General features: G+C 50.5%; 16 protein-coding genes. 8 read left to right on the plus strand and 8 right to left on the minus strand.

The window, feature by feature from the left end; genetic code table 11:
- The first annotated feature begins 112 nt into the window (after positions 1-112).
- Complete coding sequence (locus tag ACYVC2_RS02430; protein WP_461100685.1) at positions 113-1,162, plus strand: ribonucleotide-diphosphate reductase subunit beta; 1,050 nt, start codon at positions 113-115, stop codon at positions 1,160-1,162.
- Between the two features lie 103 nt (positions 1,163-1,265).
- Complete coding sequence (locus ACYVC2_RS02435; RefSeq protein WP_461100686.1) at positions 1,266-1,940, plus strand: class I SAM-dependent methyltransferase; 675 nt, start codon at positions 1,266-1,268, stop codon at positions 1,938-1,940.
- A gap of 75 nt (positions 1,941-2,015) precedes the next feature.
- Here the strand turns inward: ACYVC2_RS02435 and ACYVC2_RS02440 are convergent, their stop codons facing one another.
- The 3 genes from ACYVC2_RS02440 to ACYVC2_RS02450 form a co-directional block, all read right to left on the minus strand.
- Positions 2,016-2,960 (minus strand): glycosyltransferase, encoded by a 945-nt coding sequence (locus ACYVC2_RS02440; protein WP_461100687.1) that lies wholly within the window; start codon positions 2,958-2,960, stop codon positions 2,016-2,018.
- 104 nt (positions 2,961-3,064) lie between these two features.
- Positions 3,065-3,520 carry a regulatory protein RecX gene (locus tag ACYVC2_RS02445; protein ID WP_461100688.1) on the minus strand — a complete coding sequence of 152 codons (456 nt, stop codon included), beginning with the start codon at positions 3,518-3,520 and terminating at the stop codon, positions 3,065-3,067.
- A 127-nt stretch (positions 3,521-3,647) separates the two neighbouring features.
- Positions 3,648-4,649, minus strand: a complete 1,002-nt coding sequence (locus ACYVC2_RS02450; protein ID WP_461100689.1) for a nucleoside hydrolase — start codon at positions 4,647-4,649, stop codon at positions 3,648-3,650.
- A gap of 111 nt (positions 4,650-4,760) precedes the next feature.
- Between ACYVC2_RS02450 and ACYVC2_RS02455 the strand changes: the two genes are divergently transcribed.
- The 3 genes from ACYVC2_RS02455 to ACYVC2_RS02465 all read left to right on the plus strand — a co-directional run bounded on the left by ACYVC2_RS02455 (position 4,761) and on the right by ACYVC2_RS02465 (position 7,794).
- Complete coding sequence (locus ACYVC2_RS02455; protein ID WP_461100690.1) at positions 4,761-5,936, plus strand: glutathionylspermidine synthase family protein; 1,176 nt, start codon at positions 4,761-4,763, stop codon at positions 5,934-5,936.
- An 82-nt stretch (positions 5,937-6,018) separates the two neighbouring features.
- Positions 6,019-6,366, plus strand: a complete 348-nt coding sequence (locus ACYVC2_RS02460) for a DoxX family protein (RefSeq protein WP_461100691.1) — start codon at positions 6,019-6,021, stop codon at positions 6,364-6,366.
- A gap of 750 nt (positions 6,367-7,116) precedes the next feature.
- Entirely contained in the window at positions 7,117-7,794 is a 678-nt protein-coding gene (locus tag ACYVC2_RS02465; protein ID WP_461100692.1) for a TetR/AcrR family transcriptional regulator, read from the plus strand.
- A 67-nt stretch (positions 7,795-7,861) separates the two neighbouring features.
- Here the strand turns inward: ACYVC2_RS02465 and ACYVC2_RS02470 are convergent, their stop codons facing one another.
- Positions 7,862-9,871, minus strand: coding sequence for a glycosyl hydrolase family 95 catalytic domain-containing protein (locus tag ACYVC2_RS02470; RefSeq protein ID WP_461100886.1), 2,010 nt, complete (start codon positions 9,869-9,871; stop codon positions 7,862-7,864).
- 286 nt (positions 9,872-10,157) lie between these two features.
- Here ACYVC2_RS02470 and ACYVC2_RS02475 point away from each other — a divergent pair, with 286 nt between their 5' ends.
- The 3 genes from ACYVC2_RS02475 to ACYVC2_RS02485 are packed head-to-tail and all read left to right on the plus strand — an operon-like array spanning position 10,158 to position 12,111.
- A complete protein-coding gene (locus ACYVC2_RS02475; protein WP_461100693.1) occupies positions 10,158-11,015 on the plus strand; it encodes an alpha/beta fold hydrolase in 858 nt (285 codons plus the stop codon).
- Positions 11,016-11,021: 6 nt separating this feature from the next.
- Complete coding sequence (locus tag ACYVC2_RS02480) at positions 11,022-11,516, plus strand: RNA polymerase sigma factor (RefSeq protein ID WP_461100694.1); 495 nt, start codon at positions 11,022-11,024, stop codon at positions 11,514-11,516.
- Complete coding sequence (locus tag ACYVC2_RS02485; protein ID WP_461100695.1) at positions 11,503-12,111, plus strand: hypothetical protein; 609 nt, start codon at positions 11,503-11,505, stop codon at positions 12,109-12,111. The genes ACYVC2_RS02480 and ACYVC2_RS02485 overlap by 14 nt, the downstream gene beginning before the upstream one ends.
- Here ACYVC2_RS02485 and ACYVC2_RS02490 read toward each other — a convergent pair.
- From ACYVC2_RS02490 to ACYVC2_RS02505, 4 genes are all read right to left on the minus strand, one after another.
- The gene (locus tag ACYVC2_RS02490; protein ID WP_461100696.1) at positions 12,108-12,770 is read right to left on the minus strand and encodes a hypothetical protein; all 663 of its coding nucleotides are present in this window, start codon (positions 12,768-12,770) and stop codon (positions 12,108-12,110) included. The two genes, ACYVC2_RS02485 and ACYVC2_RS02490, sit on opposite strands and share 4 nt — an antisense overlap.
- 104 nt (positions 12,771-12,874) lie before the next feature.
- On the minus strand, positions 12,875-14,230 hold the full coding sequence (locus ACYVC2_RS02495) for a vanadium-dependent haloperoxidase (protein ID WP_461100697.1): 1,356 nt from the start codon (positions 14,228-14,230) through the stop codon (positions 12,875-12,877).
- A 101-nt stretch (positions 14,231-14,331) separates the two neighbouring features.
- The gene (locus ACYVC2_RS02500; RefSeq protein ID WP_461100698.1) at positions 14,332-17,724 is read right to left on the minus strand and encodes a VCBS repeat-containing protein; all 3,393 of its coding nucleotides are present in this window, start codon (positions 17,722-17,724) and stop codon (positions 14,332-14,334) included.
- Positions 17,721-21,104, minus strand: coding sequence for a VCBS repeat-containing protein (locus ACYVC2_RS02505; RefSeq protein WP_461100699.1), 3,384 nt, complete (start codon positions 21,102-21,104; stop codon positions 17,721-17,723). Before ACYVC2_RS02505 ends, ACYVC2_RS02500 begins: the two co-directional genes overlap by 4 nt.
- Positions 21,105-21,131: the final 27 nt, after the last annotated feature.

Genomic DNA, 21,131 nt, shown 5'->3' on the forward strand with positions numbered 1-21,131 from the left:
TTGCGCAAGAGACCTGAAATCGTAACTTTGTTAGCTTGAGCTTACACGATATTTGTCCGGTTTACCCTTCGGCGGCATCGGGCATCTCCACATAAAACGCATCTCCGTTATCATGGTACAAACTGATGTGATCGAACCGATCTTACAGGAAGACAAAGGCCGATTCGTGCTGTTTCCTATCAAGCACTGGGACATTTGGGAGTTCTATAAAACCCACGAAGCGTCGTTCTGGACGGCCGAAGAAATTGACCTGGGCCAGGATATGAAAGACTGGAATAGCCTCAACGAGGGCGAACGCCATTTCATCTCGCACGTGCTGGCATTCTTTGCTGCTTCGGATGGAATCGTCAACGAAAACCTGGCTGTCAATTTTCTATCAGAAGTGCAGTATGCCGAAGCCAAATGCTTCTACGGCTTTCAGGTCATGATGGAGAATATCCATTCTGAAACCTATTCGCTGCTGATTGATACGTATATCAAGGACCCCAACGAAAAGGATCGGCTGCTAAACGCGATCGACACGATTCCCTGCGTACAGAAGAAAGCCGAATGGGCGCTTCGCTGGATCGACAACGGTACGTTTGCAGAACGGCTGATTGCCTTTGCCGTAGTAGAGGGTATTTTCTTCTCGGGTTCGTTCTGTTCCATTTACTGGCTTAAAAAACGAGGTATGATGCCGGGGCTGACCTTCTCGAATGAACTGATCTCGCGCGACGAGGGCTTGCACCGCGACTTTGCCTGTATGCTCTACACGGATCATATCGTCAATAAATTACCGGAAGAACAGCTTTACGATATTATCCGGAATGCGGTCGAAATCGAACAAGAGTTTGTCGCCGACGCCCTGCCCGTTTCGCTCATTGGCATGAACGCCGAGCTGATGAAGCAATACATCGCCTTCGTAGCGGATCACCTGCTGGTAACGCTCGGCTTACGGAAGTTGTACAACGTGGCGAATCCGTTCGATTTCATGGATATGATTTCGTTGCAGGGGAAAACCAATTTCTTCGAAAAACGCGTAGGTGAATACCAGCGGGGTGAAGTAATGGCGAAATTTCGGTCGGCTAAAGCGGCTTCGCAAAATCCGCAGGATGCCGATAGCCCGGCGCCCGCCCCGGTTGCCGAAGAAACCAAGAGCATTACGTTCGACGCTGATTTTTAAGGCTACCGACACTACGTTAAATAGAAAAGTCCCAGTATACACTGGGACTTTTCTATTTTTATGCACTTATTCTACTCCGATCATCCCCCATTGGCCTCTCTACATGAACCGCTTAGATGTCATTCAAGCTTTAATGAGTCAGAAAGGGTTGAGAAACTACCTTGAAATTGGTGTTGAGAACGGTCATATTTTTTTTCGGATCAAAAGCAGGTTTAAAGTTGCGGTCGATCCCAAGTTCATCTTCAATGCTGGACGACGGTTTGGCAAAACGGTTCTTAATCCATACAATTTCAATAATCAGTATTTCGAAAAGACCAGCGACGACTTCTTCGAGCAGGATGCCCAGCGTATTTTCGCGGATACGAAGCTGCACGTAGCGCTGGTCGACGGCATGCATGAATATCATTTTGCGCTCCGTGATGTCGAGAACACCCTCCAATACCTGACCGACAAAGGCGTCATTGTTATGCACGACTGTAATCCGCAGACAGCAGACGCTGCTGGCCACTTCGACGCCTGGACAACCGGCGAGTGGAATGGCGATGTCTGGCGAACTATTATTCACCTGCGCAGCCAGCGCCCTGACCTGAATGTGTTTGTGCTCGATTGCGACCAGGGCCTGGGAATCGTTACGAGAGCAAAGCCAGAATCGACGCTTTCCTTTACGCCGGCCCAAATTGAGGCTCTGACTTACGACGAACTGGTTCAGAACCGGCAACAGTGGCTCAACCTGAAACCAGCCGACTATTTTTACGATTATTTTGAGCTAAGCCGGTGAAGCTACTGCACGCCTGGACTAGTTAGCGAAAGTGGTGCAGATGTTTTGCGCCCCTGCATCTTAACCAGCCGGCTGTCAGACTTTATCGGCTATGGCATGCCAGGAATGAAGGGTCTGCCGGTAGCGTAGACTCTCGCGCATCGGACTCCCGCGGCCAATGAACCACGCTAATCGACCATAGATCGGATCGCGGTAAATTTTCCTGGCATTTTTTACGAAATAATAGATTCTGAACAGAGCCCGTGCTGGCCAGGAATGGTATTTACGAAAATAATGAAAGAGCGAAATATAGTATTCTTTTTCAATGTCGTAACTCCGGACCGTACTCTGTCCTGTAAAGTGAACATACTCGGCCTGCGGCACCAGATACGTGTTGAACCCGGCTATCGACAGTCGCTTGGCTAGATCTTCTTCCTCGACGTACAGAAAATGAGCTACGTCGAAGCCACTGATCTGGCCAAATGTCGTGGCCCGTACAAACAGCGTGCTTCCCATTACAAAGGGAACCCGCAACGGTTTTTTGTAGATCCGATCGACAGGTGGATACGTAGCCGGGCTGAATAGCCGGACAATACTGTGACCAAGTAGTTTAGTCCCCAGCGTGGGCAGATAGCCGAACGTAATCTGGTGGGAACCATCTTCTGCATACATCTGCGCTCCGCATAAACCCGCGTCCGGCGTAGCGTTCATAAACAGGGCCAGTTGGCTGCATACGTCGGTTCGCAGAACACAGTCGTTATTCAGGAAATAATAATAATCCGTAGAAGGGTCGGCAAACTGAACTCCCAGCATGTTTCCTCCCGAAAACCCCAGATTGATTCGGCTGCGGATAAGCCGGATATGGGGTTGGCAACTCATCGGTTTCAGGGCTTCGTAATCGGCAGGCGCGGAGTTATTATCGACGATAACAATTTCGTAGTCAACGCCTTTGGTCATCTCATCAATCGAATCGACGCAGTTTCGGGTAAACTGGTTTGAGTTATAGTTGATAAGAATGATAGAAACTTTACACGGCTTCATGGGCATCAGGAACCGGAAATTGTCGAAAAAAAACAAACGTATCTGTAACAGGGCTGAAAAGCCGTGCGAAAAATAACTATAAAAAGCACGGCTTTCCAACCCTGTTACTCATGGCCTAGTATGGCAAAAATAAGATCGGATTCGTAACCTTTACTTAGTGCATACCGTACCAGCTTTTGCTTGATTGCCAATGGGTTGTCGTCGTGCAGGCTCTGGCGTTTTTTTTCCAGTAAGGCCTTTAGCGTTTCCTGATAATCGTCGGGGGCAATTTCCTTCATCGCCTGATCGAGATTGTAGCCGGATATCCCCCGCTGTTGCAGATGCTGCCTGATTTTGCGCTTTCCCCAGCTTTTTACCCGAAACTTTCCGCCGGCAAAACTTTTGGCAAACCGCTCTTCGTTCAGATAGTTCTGCTGAATCAGCTCGGCAATGACTTCTTCCGCATCATCCCCCCAGACGCCCCATTCCTTCAGCTTGTCCCGAACCTCCTGCTGGGTTCGCTCCTGATACGCACAGAACATGGCGCCTTTCCGCACTGCTTCTTTTATCAAATCACTCATAGGTCGTGCAAAAATAGGATTGCCTAATCTATAACGTCGCTTTTTCAGAAAACCTCAGCCGATGCTGAACACCCGTTTTCGGAAAAGCCCTGTAATTTATAACGTCAGACAGGCCGTTTCCGTTGCTTTATTGCTTCCGGGGCTGATGCTGCATGAGTTCATTAATCAGGGTTTCTACCTCCGAAAATGGCCTGCTTTCTACCAGATACCCATGCCCCTTGCCTGAGGCATCCCAGCCGTTGGACCCATCCGGATTCATGGTCAGCCGACCGGATTTGACAGTATAGTACGGAGCATATCCGCGTACACCTACCAATACGGCGGTCTGGTCCCAGCTCATCCGGCCATTCTTATCTTCCTGGGCTTTGGGCAACGAAATGCGAAAAACATCCTTCACAGGACTATGCTGGATGCCAGCGTTCTGGATTAGCGGCAGCCCCGAATGAATTTTCTGGCCGATTTCGAAGCCGCTCATCAGGATAGGTGTCGGCCAGTCTGCGAACACGATCTGCGAAGAGAGGGTATCTCTGAACACGTTGTATTCGCGACCATTGGGGAATTTACCCGCCATACTCACCACTCTCCTGACTTTCTGGCTAACCAGGGCTTTACCGGACAGCTTCGAATACCGATCGGGTTTCGAATTCAGCAGATTAGCCAGGTTCGTCAGAAAACCAACCGTAATGATAGTCACGCTCTGATCGGGTTGTTTGGCCAGAATCTGGCGGTAAAGCGTCACGGCGTCAGGTACTTCCTCATTGGAACGGATTCGGTGTGGATAGCGGGCTACCAGTGTGTCGGACCAGTGCTGGGTGTCTTTATCCCCGACGGCTTTGCCTTTCGGAACTCCGATTGGTACATTTGGGCGGTTGAAATACGTGTTAAGAACGCTCAATACCTGCGTCACTTTGGGGTAATTGGTGCAGGCTATGGTGGCCAGAATCTGCGCCTGCCCTTCGTCGGCGAAAGCATGAAGCAGTGTGATAGCGCCTACATCATCGTAGTCTGGCCCCATATCCGTATCGAAAATGACAGCGACAGGCGTTTCTTTTCTTACCGATTGTCCATTGACCTGACCAGTCGTCAGGGTCAGCAACACACCAGCTAAAAGTAAGTAGGTTCGGAACATAGGAATAAACGAGCTTTAGGAAATAATACCACGCCAGCACGAATTACGATCTGTTTTTGCAGGAACCGAAAGGCGCACACAACTGCGTACCAACTTATAAGAATCTTACCGATGATTTTACTCAAAACGCTGGCTACTTCGCCCGATACACAACTTCGAAACCTTGGCTGGAACTGGATGCTAGGCCAGGATACCCTCCCCTATCTGACTAATGAGGTCGTCGTTATAAGCCCCGATCAAGCCGACGCTTACTACGAAGCCGCCAATGAATTATTCGAAATGTTTGTGGCGGCCGGCCAGCACGTCATCGATACGCATCGGTTTGCTGAACTGGGTATTCCGGAAAACCTGATCGAGTTGATCAAACTCTCGTGGGACGACGACCGGAATATTCACCTCTACGGACGCTTCGACCTGGCTGGGGGCGTTGGCGATCAGGATGCTATCAAACTGATCGAATTCAACGCCGACACGGCTACCTGCCTACCTGAAACCGCCGTGGTGCAGTACGCTCACCTCAGCGCCAATGGCCTCGATGAGAGCCATCAGTTCAATGCGCTGTTCGAAACCCTAACCGGACAGTTCGAGGAGCTTCTGGCGCTAAATCCGGACCTACAACCTACTCTGCTGCTGTCTGCCATGCGGAATTTTCCTGAAGACGACACCAATGTAACTTTGCTCGGTGAAGCCGCCCGGGAAGCGGGTTTCGAGATCGAATTCGATTTCGTAGACAATGTCGAGTTTTCGGCCGACGAGGGTATCTTCTGGCAGAATCCAAAGAATGGTCAGTTCGAAAAACTAGATTTCTGGTTCAAGCTGGTGCCCTGGGAGTCGATCGCTGAAGAAGAGCCGGAGTTGGTCGAAATCCTGACGAAAATTGTGCAAAAGCGGCTCGCTGTGGTGTTGAATCCAGCATACACTCTCCTTTTTCAGTCGAAATACATCCTCAAAATTTTGTGGGAGCTTTATCCGAACCATCCGCTATTGCTGGAAACCGATACCAACCCGTTGGTCGGTAAAACCTGCGTAGAGAAGGTGCTGTTTGGCCGGGAAGGTGCCAACACCCGCATTCTGAATGCCAATGGCAACGAACAACTGGCCGTCGACGGCGCCTATGGCGAGTATCCGAAAATTTATCAGGAGTATGTCGAGTTTCCCAAAGACTCGGCCGGACATCGGTACCAGGCTGGAGTTTTTTACGCGGGCGAAGCCTGCGGGCTCGGTTTTCGGCGCGGGGGGCAGATTCTGGATAATGGGGCGGGCTTTGTCGGGCACCTCATCGAATAAATTCAAATCATTGCAGTAGCTTTTCCGGTTTAGGTTTACGTGCGTTGGAGCGTCCGGCTTTTCCAACGTACATCCAGACTATATGCCTAACCTAAGCTTATACATTCAGGCTTTTGTCTACATCGCAGCGGGTTTGAATCATTTTCTCAACCCTAAAATGTACCTGGCTATCATGCCGCCCTACCTGCCCGCGCATCCGTTTCTGGTGAGTGTAAGCGGGGTGGCCGAAGTAGTGCTTGGCCTCGGTTTGCTGCTACCGGCAACCCGTTCGCTGTCGGCCTGGGGGCTTATTTTACTATTGGTTGCAGTATTCCCGGCGAACGTTTACATGGCTACGTCGAACCGGTTTCGGAAATTTCCGGCCTGGCTTCGCTGGGCCAGACTCCCCTTGCAGGGCGGGCTGATCTGGTGGGCTTACCAGTTCACCTGACCGACCAGGGGTAGAATGTTTCAGTACACATTTATCGGTTTCTGTTAAGAAACATCGTACTAGCTAGAACCGTTGGCGGTATCTTTTCGCATCAACATCAGCCCGTCGACAACAATGGCTCTGTTCAGTAGTGAGATCTGAATCGCTTTACTTCTTAATTTGTAGTCTTTTTTTGGCCGCTTCCGAACAGCGTGTGGCAACACCTCATTTAAATTGTGTACCGGCGCATAACAGAGGCATAGTGCTAAAGGCAGCGAAATTACTGCCAGCGAGAGTACTATTTTACCCACTATCTTAAAAATAATTTCATAAAATCCACTGGCTGCAAATACCTCCAAGATTCAATTAAATATCAGTATAATTCAATAAATATGCACTACATCGACTAGTAAGGTTGCCTAGCTACCATAAACGCTCGAAAAAAGTGAGAAATGGTCAAAAAATGAGGGTAGCGTATCCCGCCAGAATAACAAATCATTACTCCACTTTTCATTGTTACCAACCTTATATATATAATTCTGCTATCTATATCGTTTTAACGTATAGCCACAGACAGTAAGATTACTTAGCGGTTAAACATCCTCGTGAACAGGGGTTTATAGTAATCAATTTTGCCTATAAATCGTTTAAGTTATGGATGTTGATTGATAAAAGTTTATTAAAGTGACTTTCATTAACAATTATAGTCAAAGGAGGTGACATCTGTTTGAATTAAGACATCTATCTGAATTATTAATGAATGCAGTGATTATGGAAAAAGACGAGAAGATACGCCGGAACCGCGCCAAAACCACTCAGCGAATTGTCGAAGCGTTAGAAGATGTGATTGCAGAACGAGGTTTGGAAGGTGTCGGTGTCAATCGTGTGGCCGAAAAAGCCAATGTGAGCAAGGTGTTGATTTACCGGTATTTTGGTGGCATGGAAGGCCTGCTGGAATATTACGTAAAAATGGGAAAGCTTTTTCCAGTTTTCACCCCCACCCTGCTGGATCAGATCCGCCCGCTACACGAATCCGATGTAGCTCGTATCTGGTACCGTCAGGTTATTCAAACCTATCGGTATTTCCGTACTTTTAAAACCGCCCGTGAGATATTAAAAGCCAGTGTCATTGAAAATGATTCTATCGCTGAAACAACCGCCAAAGCGCAGGATGAAGAAATGACCCGGCTTGTCAGTCAGTTGTCGTTCGTCAAAGGTGCCGACACGCAGGCTATCTCGGCTGTCGTACTTGGTGCAATGACTTACCTGACTATTATGGCTCAGAACGACCGCACCATGATCAGTATCGATCTGCGGAGCGAAGAAGGCTGGGAACGCATCGAAAATGCCGTCAAAACAATTTACATTGCCCTCAATAAAATGGCCGTTGGCTCTAAAGATGTTCAACTGGAACTTCAATCGACTCACCTACCAGCAGCACAATGGTAACAAGCAATGAACCACTCAGGCTAAACGACGCTGCATTAGCGCATCGCTGGCCCGAGTGGTTTCTTTTTTACCGTACCTGAAAGGTTTTCAACTGGGGGCCAACTCCTTTAATCGTCAGGGATTTCCATTTTCTAGGTAGCTTCGTTTTAAGCTGAACAATGCCGTTGTCGGTAACTTCCAGACCGCCAAATCCGTTGATCACCGCCTGCAGCATCCCACCAGCGCCCGTCGCAAAATAGGGGTTTGTTCCACCTGCTGTTTCAGCCAGCACCCCAAACGGTGGCACTTCATTTGGCTTATAACTCTTCACAAACCAGTCGTAGGCTTTGTCGGGCTCGCCAAGCCGCGCCCGAAGTGTCGCCAGCACCGACCATCCCATAGCGGGGCCTTCCGGTGAGTACCGAGGCTCGTAGTATGCCAGATCTTTTTTAGCAGCGCTCTCGTCAGCCACGATATGCAGCGGATAGGCTAGCAGATTCACATCGGCCTGTTTTATTAGTACTCCATCGTATGTCCGGTTTTCTTTGGTGACGCCGTCCGGAAATTTAAGGATGGGAATGTTGTCGGCAACAAGCTTCCAGTCGGGATTTGCCGTTAGGCCCAGTTCCTGGGCTGCCTGAACGGCATACAGCAACGACGTTTTTGCCATACCGTTCGTAAACGCATTGTCGTCGATGTTTTCCTGCCATTCGTTAGCCCCGATTACGTTGTTGATGTGGTATTTGCCCGGCCCTTCCCGCTCGACCCGGCTGGCCCAGAAATCGGCAACCTCTTTCAGCATTGGATACCCGCGCGTGCGCAACCACTCCTTGTCTTCCGTTACCTGGTAGTATTTCCAGAATGACCAGCCCACGCAGCCCGTGATGTGGTGCTGAAACGGTCCGGTCAGCGCCCAGACGGGGGTTGCCTCCTGCCCATCGGCATCCGACTCCCACGGAAACATAACCCCCTTGTAGCCATGACTGAACGCATTTTGACGGGCCATCTGCATCCGTTCAAACCGGTATTCCAGCATCGACTTCGCAATGTCGGGCCTGAGTGTCAACAGGGGCGGATACATCCATAATTCAGTATCCCAGAAAACGTGTCCATTATAGCCAAGTCCCGATAGTCCCATTGGCGACAGGCTGTAGCCCGATCCTTCCCGTACGAACGAGTATAAATGATAGAGCGCTGACCGAACTGCCCGCTGGGCATCAGCATCACCTTCGATGATAATATCGCTCTGCCAGAGCTTGGCCCATTCGGCCCTGTGGCGTGTGAGCAGCCGCTCCGTACGTTCCAGGGCAGCAAAAATAGTTAGGCGTTCGGCCTCGTTGTGCGGATCGGCCGTGTGGGCAGTCGAAGACACGGACCCGACCACACTGAAGCGGTAGGTTTCGCCCGCTTTAAGCCGCTTCTTAAACTTGGCAAGGTGCATGTTGTAATCCCAGTCTTCGTGGATGACGTCGGGCTCCTGACCGTGCGGTTCTTCAAAGATAAAGCTGTTCGAAGCGGCCACCGTATGCCGCCCCGTCGGACTTTTGGCAACGGATGTCAGCAGGCGAATCGTTACGTGTGAACGGTCGATCTCGGAGTAAAAATTCTTGACCTCTTTCAGGTTTTCAGGAGTTTCGATAACGCTCATCGGGATTATTTCGCACGCTGTTCTGGCCGTGATTTCGACCATCGTGAGCTGCGAAAACGGCAAGTGCCGCAACGCCATCATCGTTTGCCGGACGCTTACTTTGTCTTTGTAATCGAACGTTGTTGTCAAGGCTGCTTTTTGCATATCGAGCGTCTGGCGATAATTCGCGATGTCTTTAGGGCCCACTCGCTGCCCATCGACATCCAGGTTCATATTGGCAAAATTGAACACCTTGAGGATGTTCGAGACACGACCCCGCCCGTAGGTATCGAAAGCACCGTTCAGCACCACGTCTTTTACTTTCATTGGTTCGGGCGAAGACACAAGGCCAATCATTCCATTGCCGACGGTAATGCCGTAGTAAGCAGCGGGGTTGATATTTTGCCCGACCAGTTGCCAGGCTTCATTGTCTGGTGAAGTTTGGGCCAGCGCCAACGGCGGCCAGGCCATCAGCCAGATCGTAAACAATAGATTCCTTTTATTCATAGGTAGATCAATGTGAAATAAAGACTGAAAATAATACCAAATTATTCGTAAACGAATCTTCGGTCGGTTACCACGCTCCACGAGCCCGGGGTTTAGCCTGAAGGTTACCATTATGCTGTTTTCAGGAGTTTTTCTAAAAAAGTGAAGATAAGTTGTAACAAATCAAGGCTGGCCGTTTCCAATGACCAGAAACCCCGCTATGGCGCCAGGGCGGTTGTTCGATGTTGTACCGACAAATTCTTTACTTACCATGAAAACGACTTCATTTTTTATACTCCTGTTTGCTGTCGCTCGCTTTGCTTTTGCGCAGCCTACTTCCTTTAGTGTAAGCGTTACCGGAAAAGGGCAGCCGATTATTTTAATTCCGGGTTATTCGTGCAGTGGCGATGTCTGGACAGAAACGGTGGCTCATCTAAAAGATCGGTACGAATGTCATGTACTAACGCTGCCTGGCTTTGCGGGCATACCTGCTATTAAAAACCCAGTATTACAGACAGTTCGCGACGAAATTATTGGGTATATAAAGTCCCGGCATCTGCAACGACCAATTCTGATGGGGCATAGTCTCGGGGCTTTTATGAGTCTATGGATCAGCAGCAAAGAACCGGCTCTGGTTAGTAAGCTCATCTGCGTGGATGGGGTTCCGTTTATTTCGGCGATGACCAATCCAGCCATCAGCGCCGATTCTCTACGCAAACTGCCTATGTTCAATCCGGAAGCCGTCGCGCAGAATTTCGTAAACCTGCCCAGCGACTCGTACGAAAGCACCATGGCCCGGTCGATGCTCATGCAGGTAAATGATTCGACACGTGCCCGGCAGATTGCCCATTGGTCGGCACTCAGCGACCGCCGGACGCTCGGGTACACCCTGGTTGAAATGAGCACAACCGATCTTCGGAAGGACATTGCGGCTATCCAGGTGCCAACGCTCGTGCTGGGAAGCCTGTATTTTAATGATGAAGCCAAAACCCGGCAGATTTTAAACGAGCAGTACAACGAGCTGAAACCAAAGACGATACGGGTGGCTCATACCAAACACTTTATCATGTACGACGACCCACGGTGGTTTTATCAGCAGGTCGACCAGTTTCTTCAGGCTGCTAATTGATTCTTTATGACGCCCAGCCTGGATTTCGATTCGCTGTACCAGCAGTATTACCCAAAAGTACTGAAGCTCTGTCTGGGCTATACGGGCGACTACGCACAGGCACAGGACTTAGCCCAGGAAACGTTTGTGCGGGTCTGGCAAAATCTAGCCGCGTTCAAAGGCGAGTCGCTGGTCAGTACGTGGCTTTATCGGATTGCGGTCAATACATGCCTGAATCATTTACGGACAGTCCAGAACCGTCCAACCGATTTACTCCAGCCGCAGCACAGCGAACAAATCGCGGAAGAAACGGGTGAATTGGAGCAGCAGATAAGCCTGTTATACATCTGCATCCGTAAACTCGCCGAAACCGACCGACTAATCATTACCCTGGTACTCGAAGACACACCCTATGCCGAAATCGCGCAGATTATCGGCATTTCAGAAGGAACCCTGCGGGTTAAAATTCACCGGATCAAACATCAGCTGACCAATATATATCATCGATATGGACAATTTTGAGCAACTGAAACATGTCTGGCAACAACAGTCCGTTTTGAAGCCTGCTCCAGACCTGGCAGAATTAAGAAAAACGGCTGCTGCCAACCGGCGTAAACTGGAGCGCCCTCAGCTTTTGTCAGCCATAGCGCTGTTGGTAACATCAATAGTTGTGCTATGGATTGGCTTCTTCAGCGGAATTACCTTCCGGTCTACCCTGACATATGTGGCGGTGATATTGATCGCACTGATCCCGGCGCTTCAGGCCCTTATCAACTTTAACCTCTACCAGCGTCTGCGTCGGATCGACGTAACTGCCCCCATTACACAGCACCTGGAGCAGTGGGAACAATACTACGCGCTTCGCAAGTACCTGATTCGGGTTAACATCCCCCTGTATTACGTGCTCCTGAACGGTGCCTTTGGTCTGTATTTTATTGAAATTCTGGGGTATTTCAGCCTAACGGGTCGCATCGTCTCGCTAAGTATTTACCTGGCCTGGATGCTGTTTGCCTATTTTGTGCTGGGAAAGCGGACCGTTCGGAAAGAAACAAACCGGCTGGAGACATTGATCGACAGCCTGCGGGTCATACAGCAGCAGTTGACCGACGAACCTTAACGGCCATGCCGGTGCGGTCGTGGCCGGCCAATGCGCACCGGCCGTGACCGCCCACGGGTGACCCCGCCTAACAAGCCCCCTGAATCGGTTCGTAAAAGTCCGAAACGCAGGTAGATTCCATAAAACGTTTTGGAGCTGTCCGTCGATTCGCTGCTGAAATCATAGTAGCCCGTTGTCAGGCCAATACCAACGCGAGGGGCAATCTGCGCCATGATACTATACGTCAGTTCGAGCATCAGACTGCCTTGTTTATCGAAAACGCGCCCGGCACCGATGGTCATTTCGTTTGCGAAAATGCCATAATTAGCGACGTCCATAGTAACGCGTCCTTCCAGAAACAGTGAAGTATCAGGTCGTAGCGAATTCCGGCCAAAGGCGACACCCAGGTCAATCACGTTGAACGACTTACCTATTTCGATACTCTGTGAAATTCGGTCTTTGGGCGCTCCGGCACCTGTATAAATAGAAAACGGCATGGTCCGGACGTAGATAGGAGCCGCCTTGAAATTAAAGATAGATCGGGTTGAATCTTCCGACGACCGGCTGATCGAATGGTACGTTGGCTGGCTTTTGCGGGCCGTATCAGCATTGGTCGATTGAGCGAATAAAGTCTTACAGAGCGTGAGCGAGATAAGCAATAAGACAGGTATACTTTTCATCAGCGGGAACAGGAGTTAAAGTTGTATGTATTGGCTGCCATTTACTCAAAAAAAATCCCCACTTTTTCGAAAGCAGGGACCTTTAATAACTTTTTAATCAATCTTTAGCGGCTGGCTACGGTGGTTTTGCGCGCGTGAATTTTCTCAATGACCCATTTGCCGACCTGCTCGCCTTCGGTCTGCCCGTTTACCAAGGCCGAGCGGTAGTGAATACCACCATACATCCGGCTGATCGATGCTTCGTCAGCCGCCTGGCGGAAGGAAGTAAACGATCGGACGCCGTGACCATATTTAAACTCCGTCGAGTCGGTAAAGGCGATGTTATTCCCCATGAGCTCAGTCAATACGGTGGCAGCTGCCGTCGAAATAACGCTATGCCCGCTTGGATACTCGGGGAAGGGGGGCGTCTGTAAAAATGGCGTCCATTTCGGATCGATGTATTTATTGATGACCGTTTCGGGCCGGATCGTTTTAGTGCGGTACTTCTCATCCCAGCACGAAATAAACCCGTCGCTCAGGGCAAACGACGTGAGCGCGTAAGCCTCGACCGTCCGCATCATATTCAGCTTTTGTTTCCGGGCTACCGTTTGCGCAATGCCCAGCCAGTGACCCCCAGGCGTCATTTTTTTACTGGCAAACATGACGTGGCCGGCCACATTCATAACAAATGCGTTATCGTCCCAGAAGTAAGCGATATCCTGTTGTTGTTTGCTGAGGTTTTTACCCGCCTGATAAACTTCATCGAGTTCTTTTTCGTACGGACTACCTTTGGCAAGGCTGTACTTGAACGGCCTGGGCGGCATAAACTGGTTACAGGTATCCATCGCCCAGCAGCGAAGTTTGTTCCACTGCGGCTCCGCTGCGTCCATGTAGGCCGGGGGCGTGGGCACCCAGGTTCCCTCTTCGTTGGTTACGGTGTGCTTGAAGCCGCGCGTTTGCTTGTAATTATCCTTGGCCGCATAATCCAGGATGTGCTTGGCAATTGCTTCGCCGTAGGCCATCGACCGATCGTAAACCTCATCGGGAACGCCATCTTTTTTATACTGCTCGTAGAACGGCTTTTCAAAAGTGTCGTAGAAATCGACCGAAAACGTTAGCGCCCGCGCCACGGTCATAAACGCGTGGGTGCTGGCCAGCGGAAAACAGTATTCTTTTCCAGGCTCAGGCTTAGGGCTAGCCTGAAACCGTTTTAGTTTGCCGCCTAACGATTCATACTGCGCATCGAACGGGACCAGCGCTTCATAGCCGGCCAGGTTGGCATACGAATAAATACGACTGGCTACAGGCGGGGAGAAAATGTCGTGAATAATTACCTCCGTCAGTTTATTCAGCGCCGAGTTATAGTACTCGACATTAGCGGCTTTAGCATTATACTCGGCGGGTGAAGCAGGCTTCTGGCAACCGGCCACTACGACCAGAACCAGCGCCAGCCAACAGCCAAAGCGAAGCAAAGATTTCATACAGTTACGAACAAGTTATACGGTGTCAAATCATACATGGGTGATCCACCACTTACAAAATTAACGGAAAATATGGGACGAAAGGCAGTGCTGATGATGCCTTATTTTGGGAACAGCGGTTTAAACGATTGTAAGCCAGTGCCGTTTCGGGCAACTACGACCAATGGTCCGCTCATTGTCTGAACCAACCGAATATCACGGACTTCTCCTGCCAGTAGAAACCCGGTGTCAATGGGTGACAATGCCGTAAAGCGGCCTTCTCCCTCATTGCGCAATACTAATCCGCAACTGGCGTCGTAGCGACCCTGGTAAGTACTGACTCCGTAGAAATTACCCCCGCCTAACACATCCAGATCCCCATCCTGATCAAAGTCGATGGCCAGCAGGGCAAACAATTTCGACACTTGAGCCAGCGTCGGCAGCGCGTGCACCCGAAACTTGCCCCCCTGATTCTCAAGATACACCGAGGCAAACTGGTTTACGATGTGTTCTTCGGCATCTTTCAGCTCATCGTCGTTCACTACCTCATTCAGTGGTTTCCCGGCAAACAATTCGTAATTGGTGAATCGCTTGTTGATAATACCCGGCATTTGCTTACCCAACTCATCTTTAGTGGCCAGCGGATACCAGTTATTGCCTCGATTGTAGGCGATTATCTGTTCGGTTGTCTGATTCTTGTCTATATCTTTCACCCACATGCGCAGTTGTGAATCGGGGGCTTTGCGCAACTTGGTATTGGTTCCCAGATTACCGGCTACCAGGTCGATATCGCCGTCGTGATCAAAGTCGGCCGCAAGAACACGCTGAAAAAAACCACTCAACGGAGCCCCGTCGGTAGTGATTGGCTGTACTTCATCGAATCGGCCCTGGTTGTTCGCAAAAACGCGGATCGGCATCCACTCCCCGCACAGGATCAGATCGGCGTCTTTATCGCCATCGTAGTCTGCCCAGACTGCGTCTGTAATCATACCGGCTTTGCGCAGGCCATCGGAACGTTTTTCGGTCTGATCCGAAAAATGACCCTTTCCGTCGTTGATCAGTAAGTAGGAGTTGGGTGATTTGCCATACTCGAACCCAACGACGCGCCCCCCCACAAATAAGTCAAGGTCGCCATCGCGGTCAATGTCATAGGGGCGAACGCAGCTTTTATTGTCATACATGGGCGGCAGAGCACCGACCGAACGACTGAAATTTCCTTTACCGTCGTTCAGGTAAAGACGATCGAACTGCTCCGGCATTTTATGATGAAACTCATTGCCCCCCGATACGACGTACAGGTCCAGGTCTTTGTCTCCATCGGCATCAAAAAAAGCAGCATCCACGTCCTCGTAGGTCGAATCAGCTATAAAAGCGGGCTGCAGTCCGTTCCGGAAAGTACCGTTCCGTTGCTGAACCAGCAAGCTACCCGGCTGCCATTTGGCTCCTCCAGCGTAAATATCCTCCAGGCCATCGCCATTGACGTCGCCAACGGCCAGATGCGGTCCTTCCGTCGAAACTTTAAATGGCATCAGTGATTCGCGGACGAAATCGAAGTAAGTCGTATTCTCCCGATGCTGATACGGAATCGAGTCACGTCGGGTCACGTCGGCGAAGAGCGGCTGCTCAGCCGGGGAGGTGTACCGAAAATTGGTGGCATCCAGCTTGGCGTCTACTTGCCGAAGCGTGAGGGTCTGATTCGTTTTTATACCTCGGCGAATTTCCATGCGCAAATCCGGCCAGATGACAATCAGGGAGTCGATGTGAGTATGATTTCCCAGGCCAAATACCAACTCCGGTGCACTGGCCGACTCAAAGCCGCGCGTCGGCATTAGCTGCTGCAGTTGCAGCGAATCGCCCGCCGTCGACAATGAACCGGCATATTTCAAGATCACTTTAGCGCCCACTCCGAATGTATTGGCGCTATTGCCTTTGAGTTTAATAGTCAGGTGCTGCCGCTTCGGAAACAGCGTGTTGGCGTCGTTACGGTAAATTCCGGCCGGCTCGTCGATGTTGTTGGTGATCAGGTCGAGGTCGCCGTCGTTATCCAGATCCGCGTAGGCCGCTCCGCACGAAAGGGATGGTGTGGCAAAACCCCAGGTTTCTGATTTATCGTCGAACTGCAGGCTGGCCGTTCCCCGGTACAAATAATTATGTACCTTGCCTTCGGGCATCAGCTGGATTGCTTTTTCGTCCAGCGCCGACGAAGATCCCAATTCATTCTGCGTCGAAGCATCGGAGATATACCTGACGTAATCCAGATTGTTGGGCCGGCGAGCGATTCCGTTGGCAACAAACAGGTCTTTGATCCCATCATTGTCGTAATCGGCCAGCAGAGGAGACCAGCTCCAGTCCGTTGCGGCCACACCCGCCAGTATACCGACATCGATAAACTTACGACCCGCCAGGCTGATTTGCAGGCAATTACGGCTATATTGATCCATATAGCCGTATGAAAGTTTATAGCGATAGATGTCCAGCGGGTCTTCGCCCTGCGACGATTTTTCTACGGTTTCGTCGGCCGGATACATGTCGAGTGTCATCACGTCGGGATAGCCATCATTGTTGACGTCGGCGATATCGTTTCCCATCGAGAAACGACTGGTATGCGCAAACGCCTGCCGGATGTTTTCCGTAAAACCACCTTTGTGATTGTTTACGTAGTAATAATCGTCTTCGTGAAAATCATTGGAAACGTACAGATCTTCCCAACCATCGTTGTTCAGATCGGCGACGGCCACACCTAAGCCGTAGCCCATGGCTGCGCCGAAAATACCGGCCTGCTCACTCACATCAACGAAGTGGAATGACTTACCTGCTGCGCCCTGTTCGATGCTCATATTCCGGTACAGATAATCACCCGATTCCCGATTGCGGGTGTTACGGGCCGAAACGTGATCGAAGCTTCGGGAGGTATGGACGGCGTGGTTGAGTAGAAAGCAGTCTAGATCGCCATCGTGGTCATAATCGAAAAACGCAGCCTGGGTCGAGAAACCCGCGAAATTCAGACCATATTCGGCCGATCGCTCGGTAAAGGTGGGGGTACCGTCCGGCCCCGGCCCGTTGTTTATATACAGTTCGTTGGTGCCCTGTAAGCCTCTGAATCGGCTTACGGCACAGACGTAAATATCGAGCCAGCCATCGGCATTGATATCGGCCAGGGTGACCCCGGTTTGCCAGCCAGCCTTGCCAGTTACGCCCGCTTTAGCCGTTACGTCGGTAAACGCGAGTTTTCCTTTATTCAGGTATAATTGGTTAGCGCCCTGATTGGAAACAAAATACAGATCCGTCAGGCCGTCGTTGTTCAGATCGCCAGCGGCTACGCCACCGCCGTTGTAGAAGTACAGATAATCCAGAATCGACAGACTGTCTGTATTTTGTAATCGATTCACAAACGTTACCCCGGTCTGCGTCGAATCCAGCCGTTGAAACAGCGGTTTTTCCAGAGCGTTCGGATTAGAGGTGCAAGCCACTACCAAAGCTGCCCATCCGAAAAAAAGCAGGCAGAATCGTATCATGGTTTACCGACTTTCGAAACCGCAAAAATTTGGGCGCGGTCGTTGTTCTTAGCCAGCACGATCAATTCTTTGCCGTTTGTACTCCGTATAGGTAGCATCTGGCGAACCTGCCCCCGCACGAAGAAGCCGGTCCGTTCGGGTTTTGTCCCCGTAAATCGCAGGTTACCATCACCGAGCAACAGTAGCCCGTAGTTGGCATCGTAACGACCCACTTCCGTCAGTACGTCGAAGAAGTTACCGGTCAGGAGGATATCCATTTTTCCATCGCCGTTGTAATCGCCCGTCAGAATGGCATGAATAGGCGATGTTTGAGCCTGAAGCGGTAAGGCCCTAATGGTAAAATTGCCTTTGCCGTCGTTGATAGCGATCGATGTTTCGGCCGTCTGTACGGTCTTTACGGTCATACCTTCGCGCTGCTCGGCCGAGAAAATGTCTTCCAGACCGGCTTTCGCGTAATCGACATGCTTGATGTATTTCGTTTTGATGGATGGAATGCGTTTCTGCAAATCCGGCTTTTGCACCATGACACACTCCCGGGGCTGGCCGTCTGCGCCCGGGCGGTAACACGTGATGATCTGCTCGTATGAGCCGTTACGATCGAAATCATTGCCGTACAGATGAGCTGGCCCACCGATCGAAGCGACCATACGACTGTTCAGGCCCAGGTTGCCAAGCACAAAATCCAGATCTCCATCGTTATCCAGATCCGCAGCATGTACGGTATTCCACCAGCCACCGGTTTGTTTGAGGGATTCATTGTCCATCCGTTCGAATCCTTTTCCCCGTTTGTTCCGAAGTATGGTTATGGGCATCCAGTCGCCCACAAGGACCAGATCCGGATAATGATCGTTATCGACGTCGGCCCAGACGGCATCTTTCACCATGCCGATTTCTTTTGAAAACGGCATCAGGTCCTTTGTGGCTTTGCGGAAATTACCCTTCCCATCGTTGACCAGGAGTAACTGATCGGGATTTTGTCCGTACTGACCCGGCACCATACGCCCGCCCACAAACAAATCCAGATCGCCATCGCGGTCGAAATCCGCGGCCCTGACGCAGGAGTTGCTCTCCAGGGTTCGGGGGAGGGTTTTATCCCAGGTAAAATTTCCTTTTCCGTCGTTGCGGTAGAACCGGTCGGCCAGATACGACGGATCATCGAATTCATTGCTTCCGGTAGCTACGTACAGGTCCAGATCCTTATCCCCATCGGCATCAAAAAAGGTAGCCGCTACATCTTCCGTATAAATGGCGTCGACCAGAAACGGTTGCTTATTCAGTGTAAACGTACCGCCCGATTGCTGGATATAGAGTGATCGGGGCATGTTGACCGCTCCACCCAGAAAGACATCCTCTAACCCATCGCCGTTGACATCACCGACGGCCAATGCGGGACCCTCGCGGGATAGCATTTCTTTGAGCAGCCCATCCCGGTTGTAATCGACAAAGTCATTCTCCCGATGAACGTAATCCAGCCTGGCCGTTGCCGTAACGTCGGTAAATAAGCGTGCACCGGCGGTAGCTTTTGGCTGGAACGTTGCCGTTTGATTCGCGTTCTTATAGGCTACCGGAAGTGTGGTATTGATTTTTGGTCGACGAATTACCTGCATCCTGTCGTCTGGCCAGATCACCCTGATCGAATCGACCGGAGGCTTTTTCCCCGCGCTATCGGCACCCAGGCCAAAAACCAGGGTCAGATCTACAGACGACTGAAAACCACGGTTAGGCATCTGTTGTAGGTATTGCGTTTCTTTCCCCTGATGCACGTAGACTTTCGCGCCAATCGCATTGGGGTTGTGCGCATACCCCTGAAGCTGTACCCGCAGGAAGTTTTTCTTATCTTTCTCGACCGACAAATTTTTGAAAATAGAAACTGGGGAATTGTTGTTGTTGACAACCAGGTCCAGATCCCCATCATTATCGAGATCGCCGTACGCAGAGCCGTTTGAGTAACTGGGTTCTCCAAGCCCCCACTCGACCGCTTTGTTTTCGTATTGCATGCCGTTGCTTACGTTCCGAAACGCATAGTTTGGCAGCGGACTGGTGCCCATCTTGTTTACGTATTCTTTGTAATCGAACTTCTTGGTGCCCTCGATCATGGACTGTAAATCCGGATTGTCGGCCAGAAAAGCGACATAATCCTGATCGGTTAGGTCTTTCAGAATTCCATTGGCCACGAATATGTCTTTCCTGCCGTCCATATCCATGTCGAACATCAGGGCGCCCCAGCTCCAGTCGGTAGCGCTGGTACCGGCCATCCGCCCGATTTCCGAAAATGTACCGTTCCCGTTGTTCAGATGAAGCATATTCCGGGAGTCTTGGTGATGAAAATCGCGCGACTCCTTAAGCTGACCCAGCTCGTAGCTTTCAAAGGAAGTCGTGGTTTTTAGTCGATAGTCATCATCCGGCAACATATCGGTCACGAAAATATCCAGATTGCCATCGTTGTTGACATCGGCGATATCGGCACCCATAGACGCCAGGCTGATGTGTCCCATCTGATTTTCAATATCTTCCTTAAACGTGCCATTCTTCTGATTGATGTACAGGTAGTCGCGCTCGTAGAAGTCATTTGAAACGTAAATATCGAGCCAGTTGTCGTTGTTGACATCGCCGATGGTAATGCCCAGGCCAAAGCCGATCAGGCTGCCATAAATGCCGGCTTCGGCGCTTACATCCGTAAATTTCTTTCCGGGACCTTCATTCCGGAACAACTTGTCGCCACCCAGTTTGTCGCGCGTCTGACGGACGTTGGCGTAAGCCAGACGATCCATCGGCGTAAAACTGTTGTTGAGCAGATACATATCCAGGTCGCCATCGCGGTCGAAATCAAAAAAGGCTGCATGAGTCGAGAAGCCGCCGTCGTCTAGCCCATACGCTTTTGCCTGATCGATAAACACGGGTACGGGTGACGCGCCCGCCCGCTTTTTTAGGCCCTGATTGATATAAAGCTGGTTTCCCCGCGCATCGCGGCTACCGGAGTTACAGACGTAAATGTCCAGCAAACCATCTCCATTGACGTCAGCCATCGTTACACCCGTCGACCAGAATTTTTTCCCGACAATCCCCGTCGGCTGGCTTACATCTTCAAACTTCATTCCCCCCTTGTTCAGGTACAGTTTATTCGCTTCGAAGTTAGATGTCAGAAACAGGTCGGGCAGGCCGTCGTTATTCACGTCGCCAATTGCGACGCCACCACCGTTGTAAAAATTACGGTAGTTGAAAATATTGAAATCCTTTCGATCCAGACTTCGGTTTACAAAATCGACTCCTGTTTCAGACGCCGATAGATTCGCAAATAATGTTTCTTTATTGCCGCGGTCACTCCCACACGACCACAGGCCCCACAGGCTAAGGACCAGCAGGCTCAGTTTACTATTCATTCTATATGTCTTATTTATCAAGCTATA

Source organism: Spirosoma koreense, assembly GCF_054777875.1.

Coding starts and splice junctions, on each gene's coding strand:
- ACYVC2_RS02430 (WP_461100685.1), top strand. CDS start 113: ATGGTACAAACTGATGTGATCGAACCGATCTTACAGGAAGACAAAGGC.
- ACYVC2_RS02435 (WP_461100686.1), top strand. CDS start 1,266: ATGAACCGCTTAGATGTCATTCAAGCTTTAATGAGTCAGAAAGGGTTG.
- ACYVC2_RS02440 (WP_461100687.1), bottom strand. CDS start 2,960: ATGAAGCCGTGTAAAGTTTCTATCATTCTTATCAACTATAACTCAAAC.
- ACYVC2_RS02445 (WP_461100688.1), bottom strand. CDS start 3,520: ATGAGTGATTTGATAAAAGAAGCAGTGCGGAAAGGCGCCATGTTCTGT.
- ACYVC2_RS02450 (WP_461100689.1), bottom strand. CDS start 4,649: ATGTTCCGAACCTACTTACTTTTAGCTGGTGTGTTGCTGACCCTGACG.
- ACYVC2_RS02455 (WP_461100690.1), top strand. CDS start 4,761: ATGATTTTACTCAAAACGCTGGCTACTTCGCCCGATACACAACTTCGA.
- ACYVC2_RS02460 (WP_461100691.1), top strand. CDS start 6,019: ATGCCTAACCTAAGCTTATACATTCAGGCTTTTGTCTACATCGCAGCG.
- ACYVC2_RS02465 (WP_461100692.1), top strand. CDS start 7,117: ATGGAAAAAGACGAGAAGATACGCCGGAACCGCGCCAAAACCACTCAG.
- ACYVC2_RS02470 (WP_461100886.1), bottom strand. CDS start 9,871: ATGGCCTGGCCGCCGTTGGCGCTGGCCCAAACTTCACCAGACAATGAA.
- ACYVC2_RS02475 (WP_461100693.1), top strand. CDS start 10,158: ATGAAAACGACTTCATTTTTTATACTCCTGTTTGCTGTCGCTCGCTTT.
- ACYVC2_RS02480 (WP_461100694.1), top strand. CDS start 11,022: ATGACGCCCAGCCTGGATTTCGATTCGCTGTACCAGCAGTATTACCCA.
- ACYVC2_RS02485 (WP_461100695.1), top strand. CDS start 11,503: ATGGACAATTTTGAGCAACTGAAACATGTCTGGCAACAACAGTCCGTT.
- ACYVC2_RS02490 (WP_461100696.1), bottom strand. CDS start 12,770: ATGAAAAGTATACCTGTCTTATTGCTTATCTCGCTCACGCTCTGTAAG.
- ACYVC2_RS02495 (WP_461100697.1), bottom strand. CDS start 14,230: ATGAAATCTTTGCTTCGCTTTGGCTGTTGGCTGGCGCTGGTTCTGGTC.
- ACYVC2_RS02500 (WP_461100698.1), bottom strand. CDS start 17,724: ATGATACGATTCTGCCTGCTTTTTTTCGGATGGGCAGCTTTGGTAGTG.
- ACYVC2_RS02505 (WP_461100699.1), bottom strand. CDS start 21,104: ATGAATAGTAAACTGAGCCTGCTGGTCCTTAGCCTGTGGGGCCTGTGG.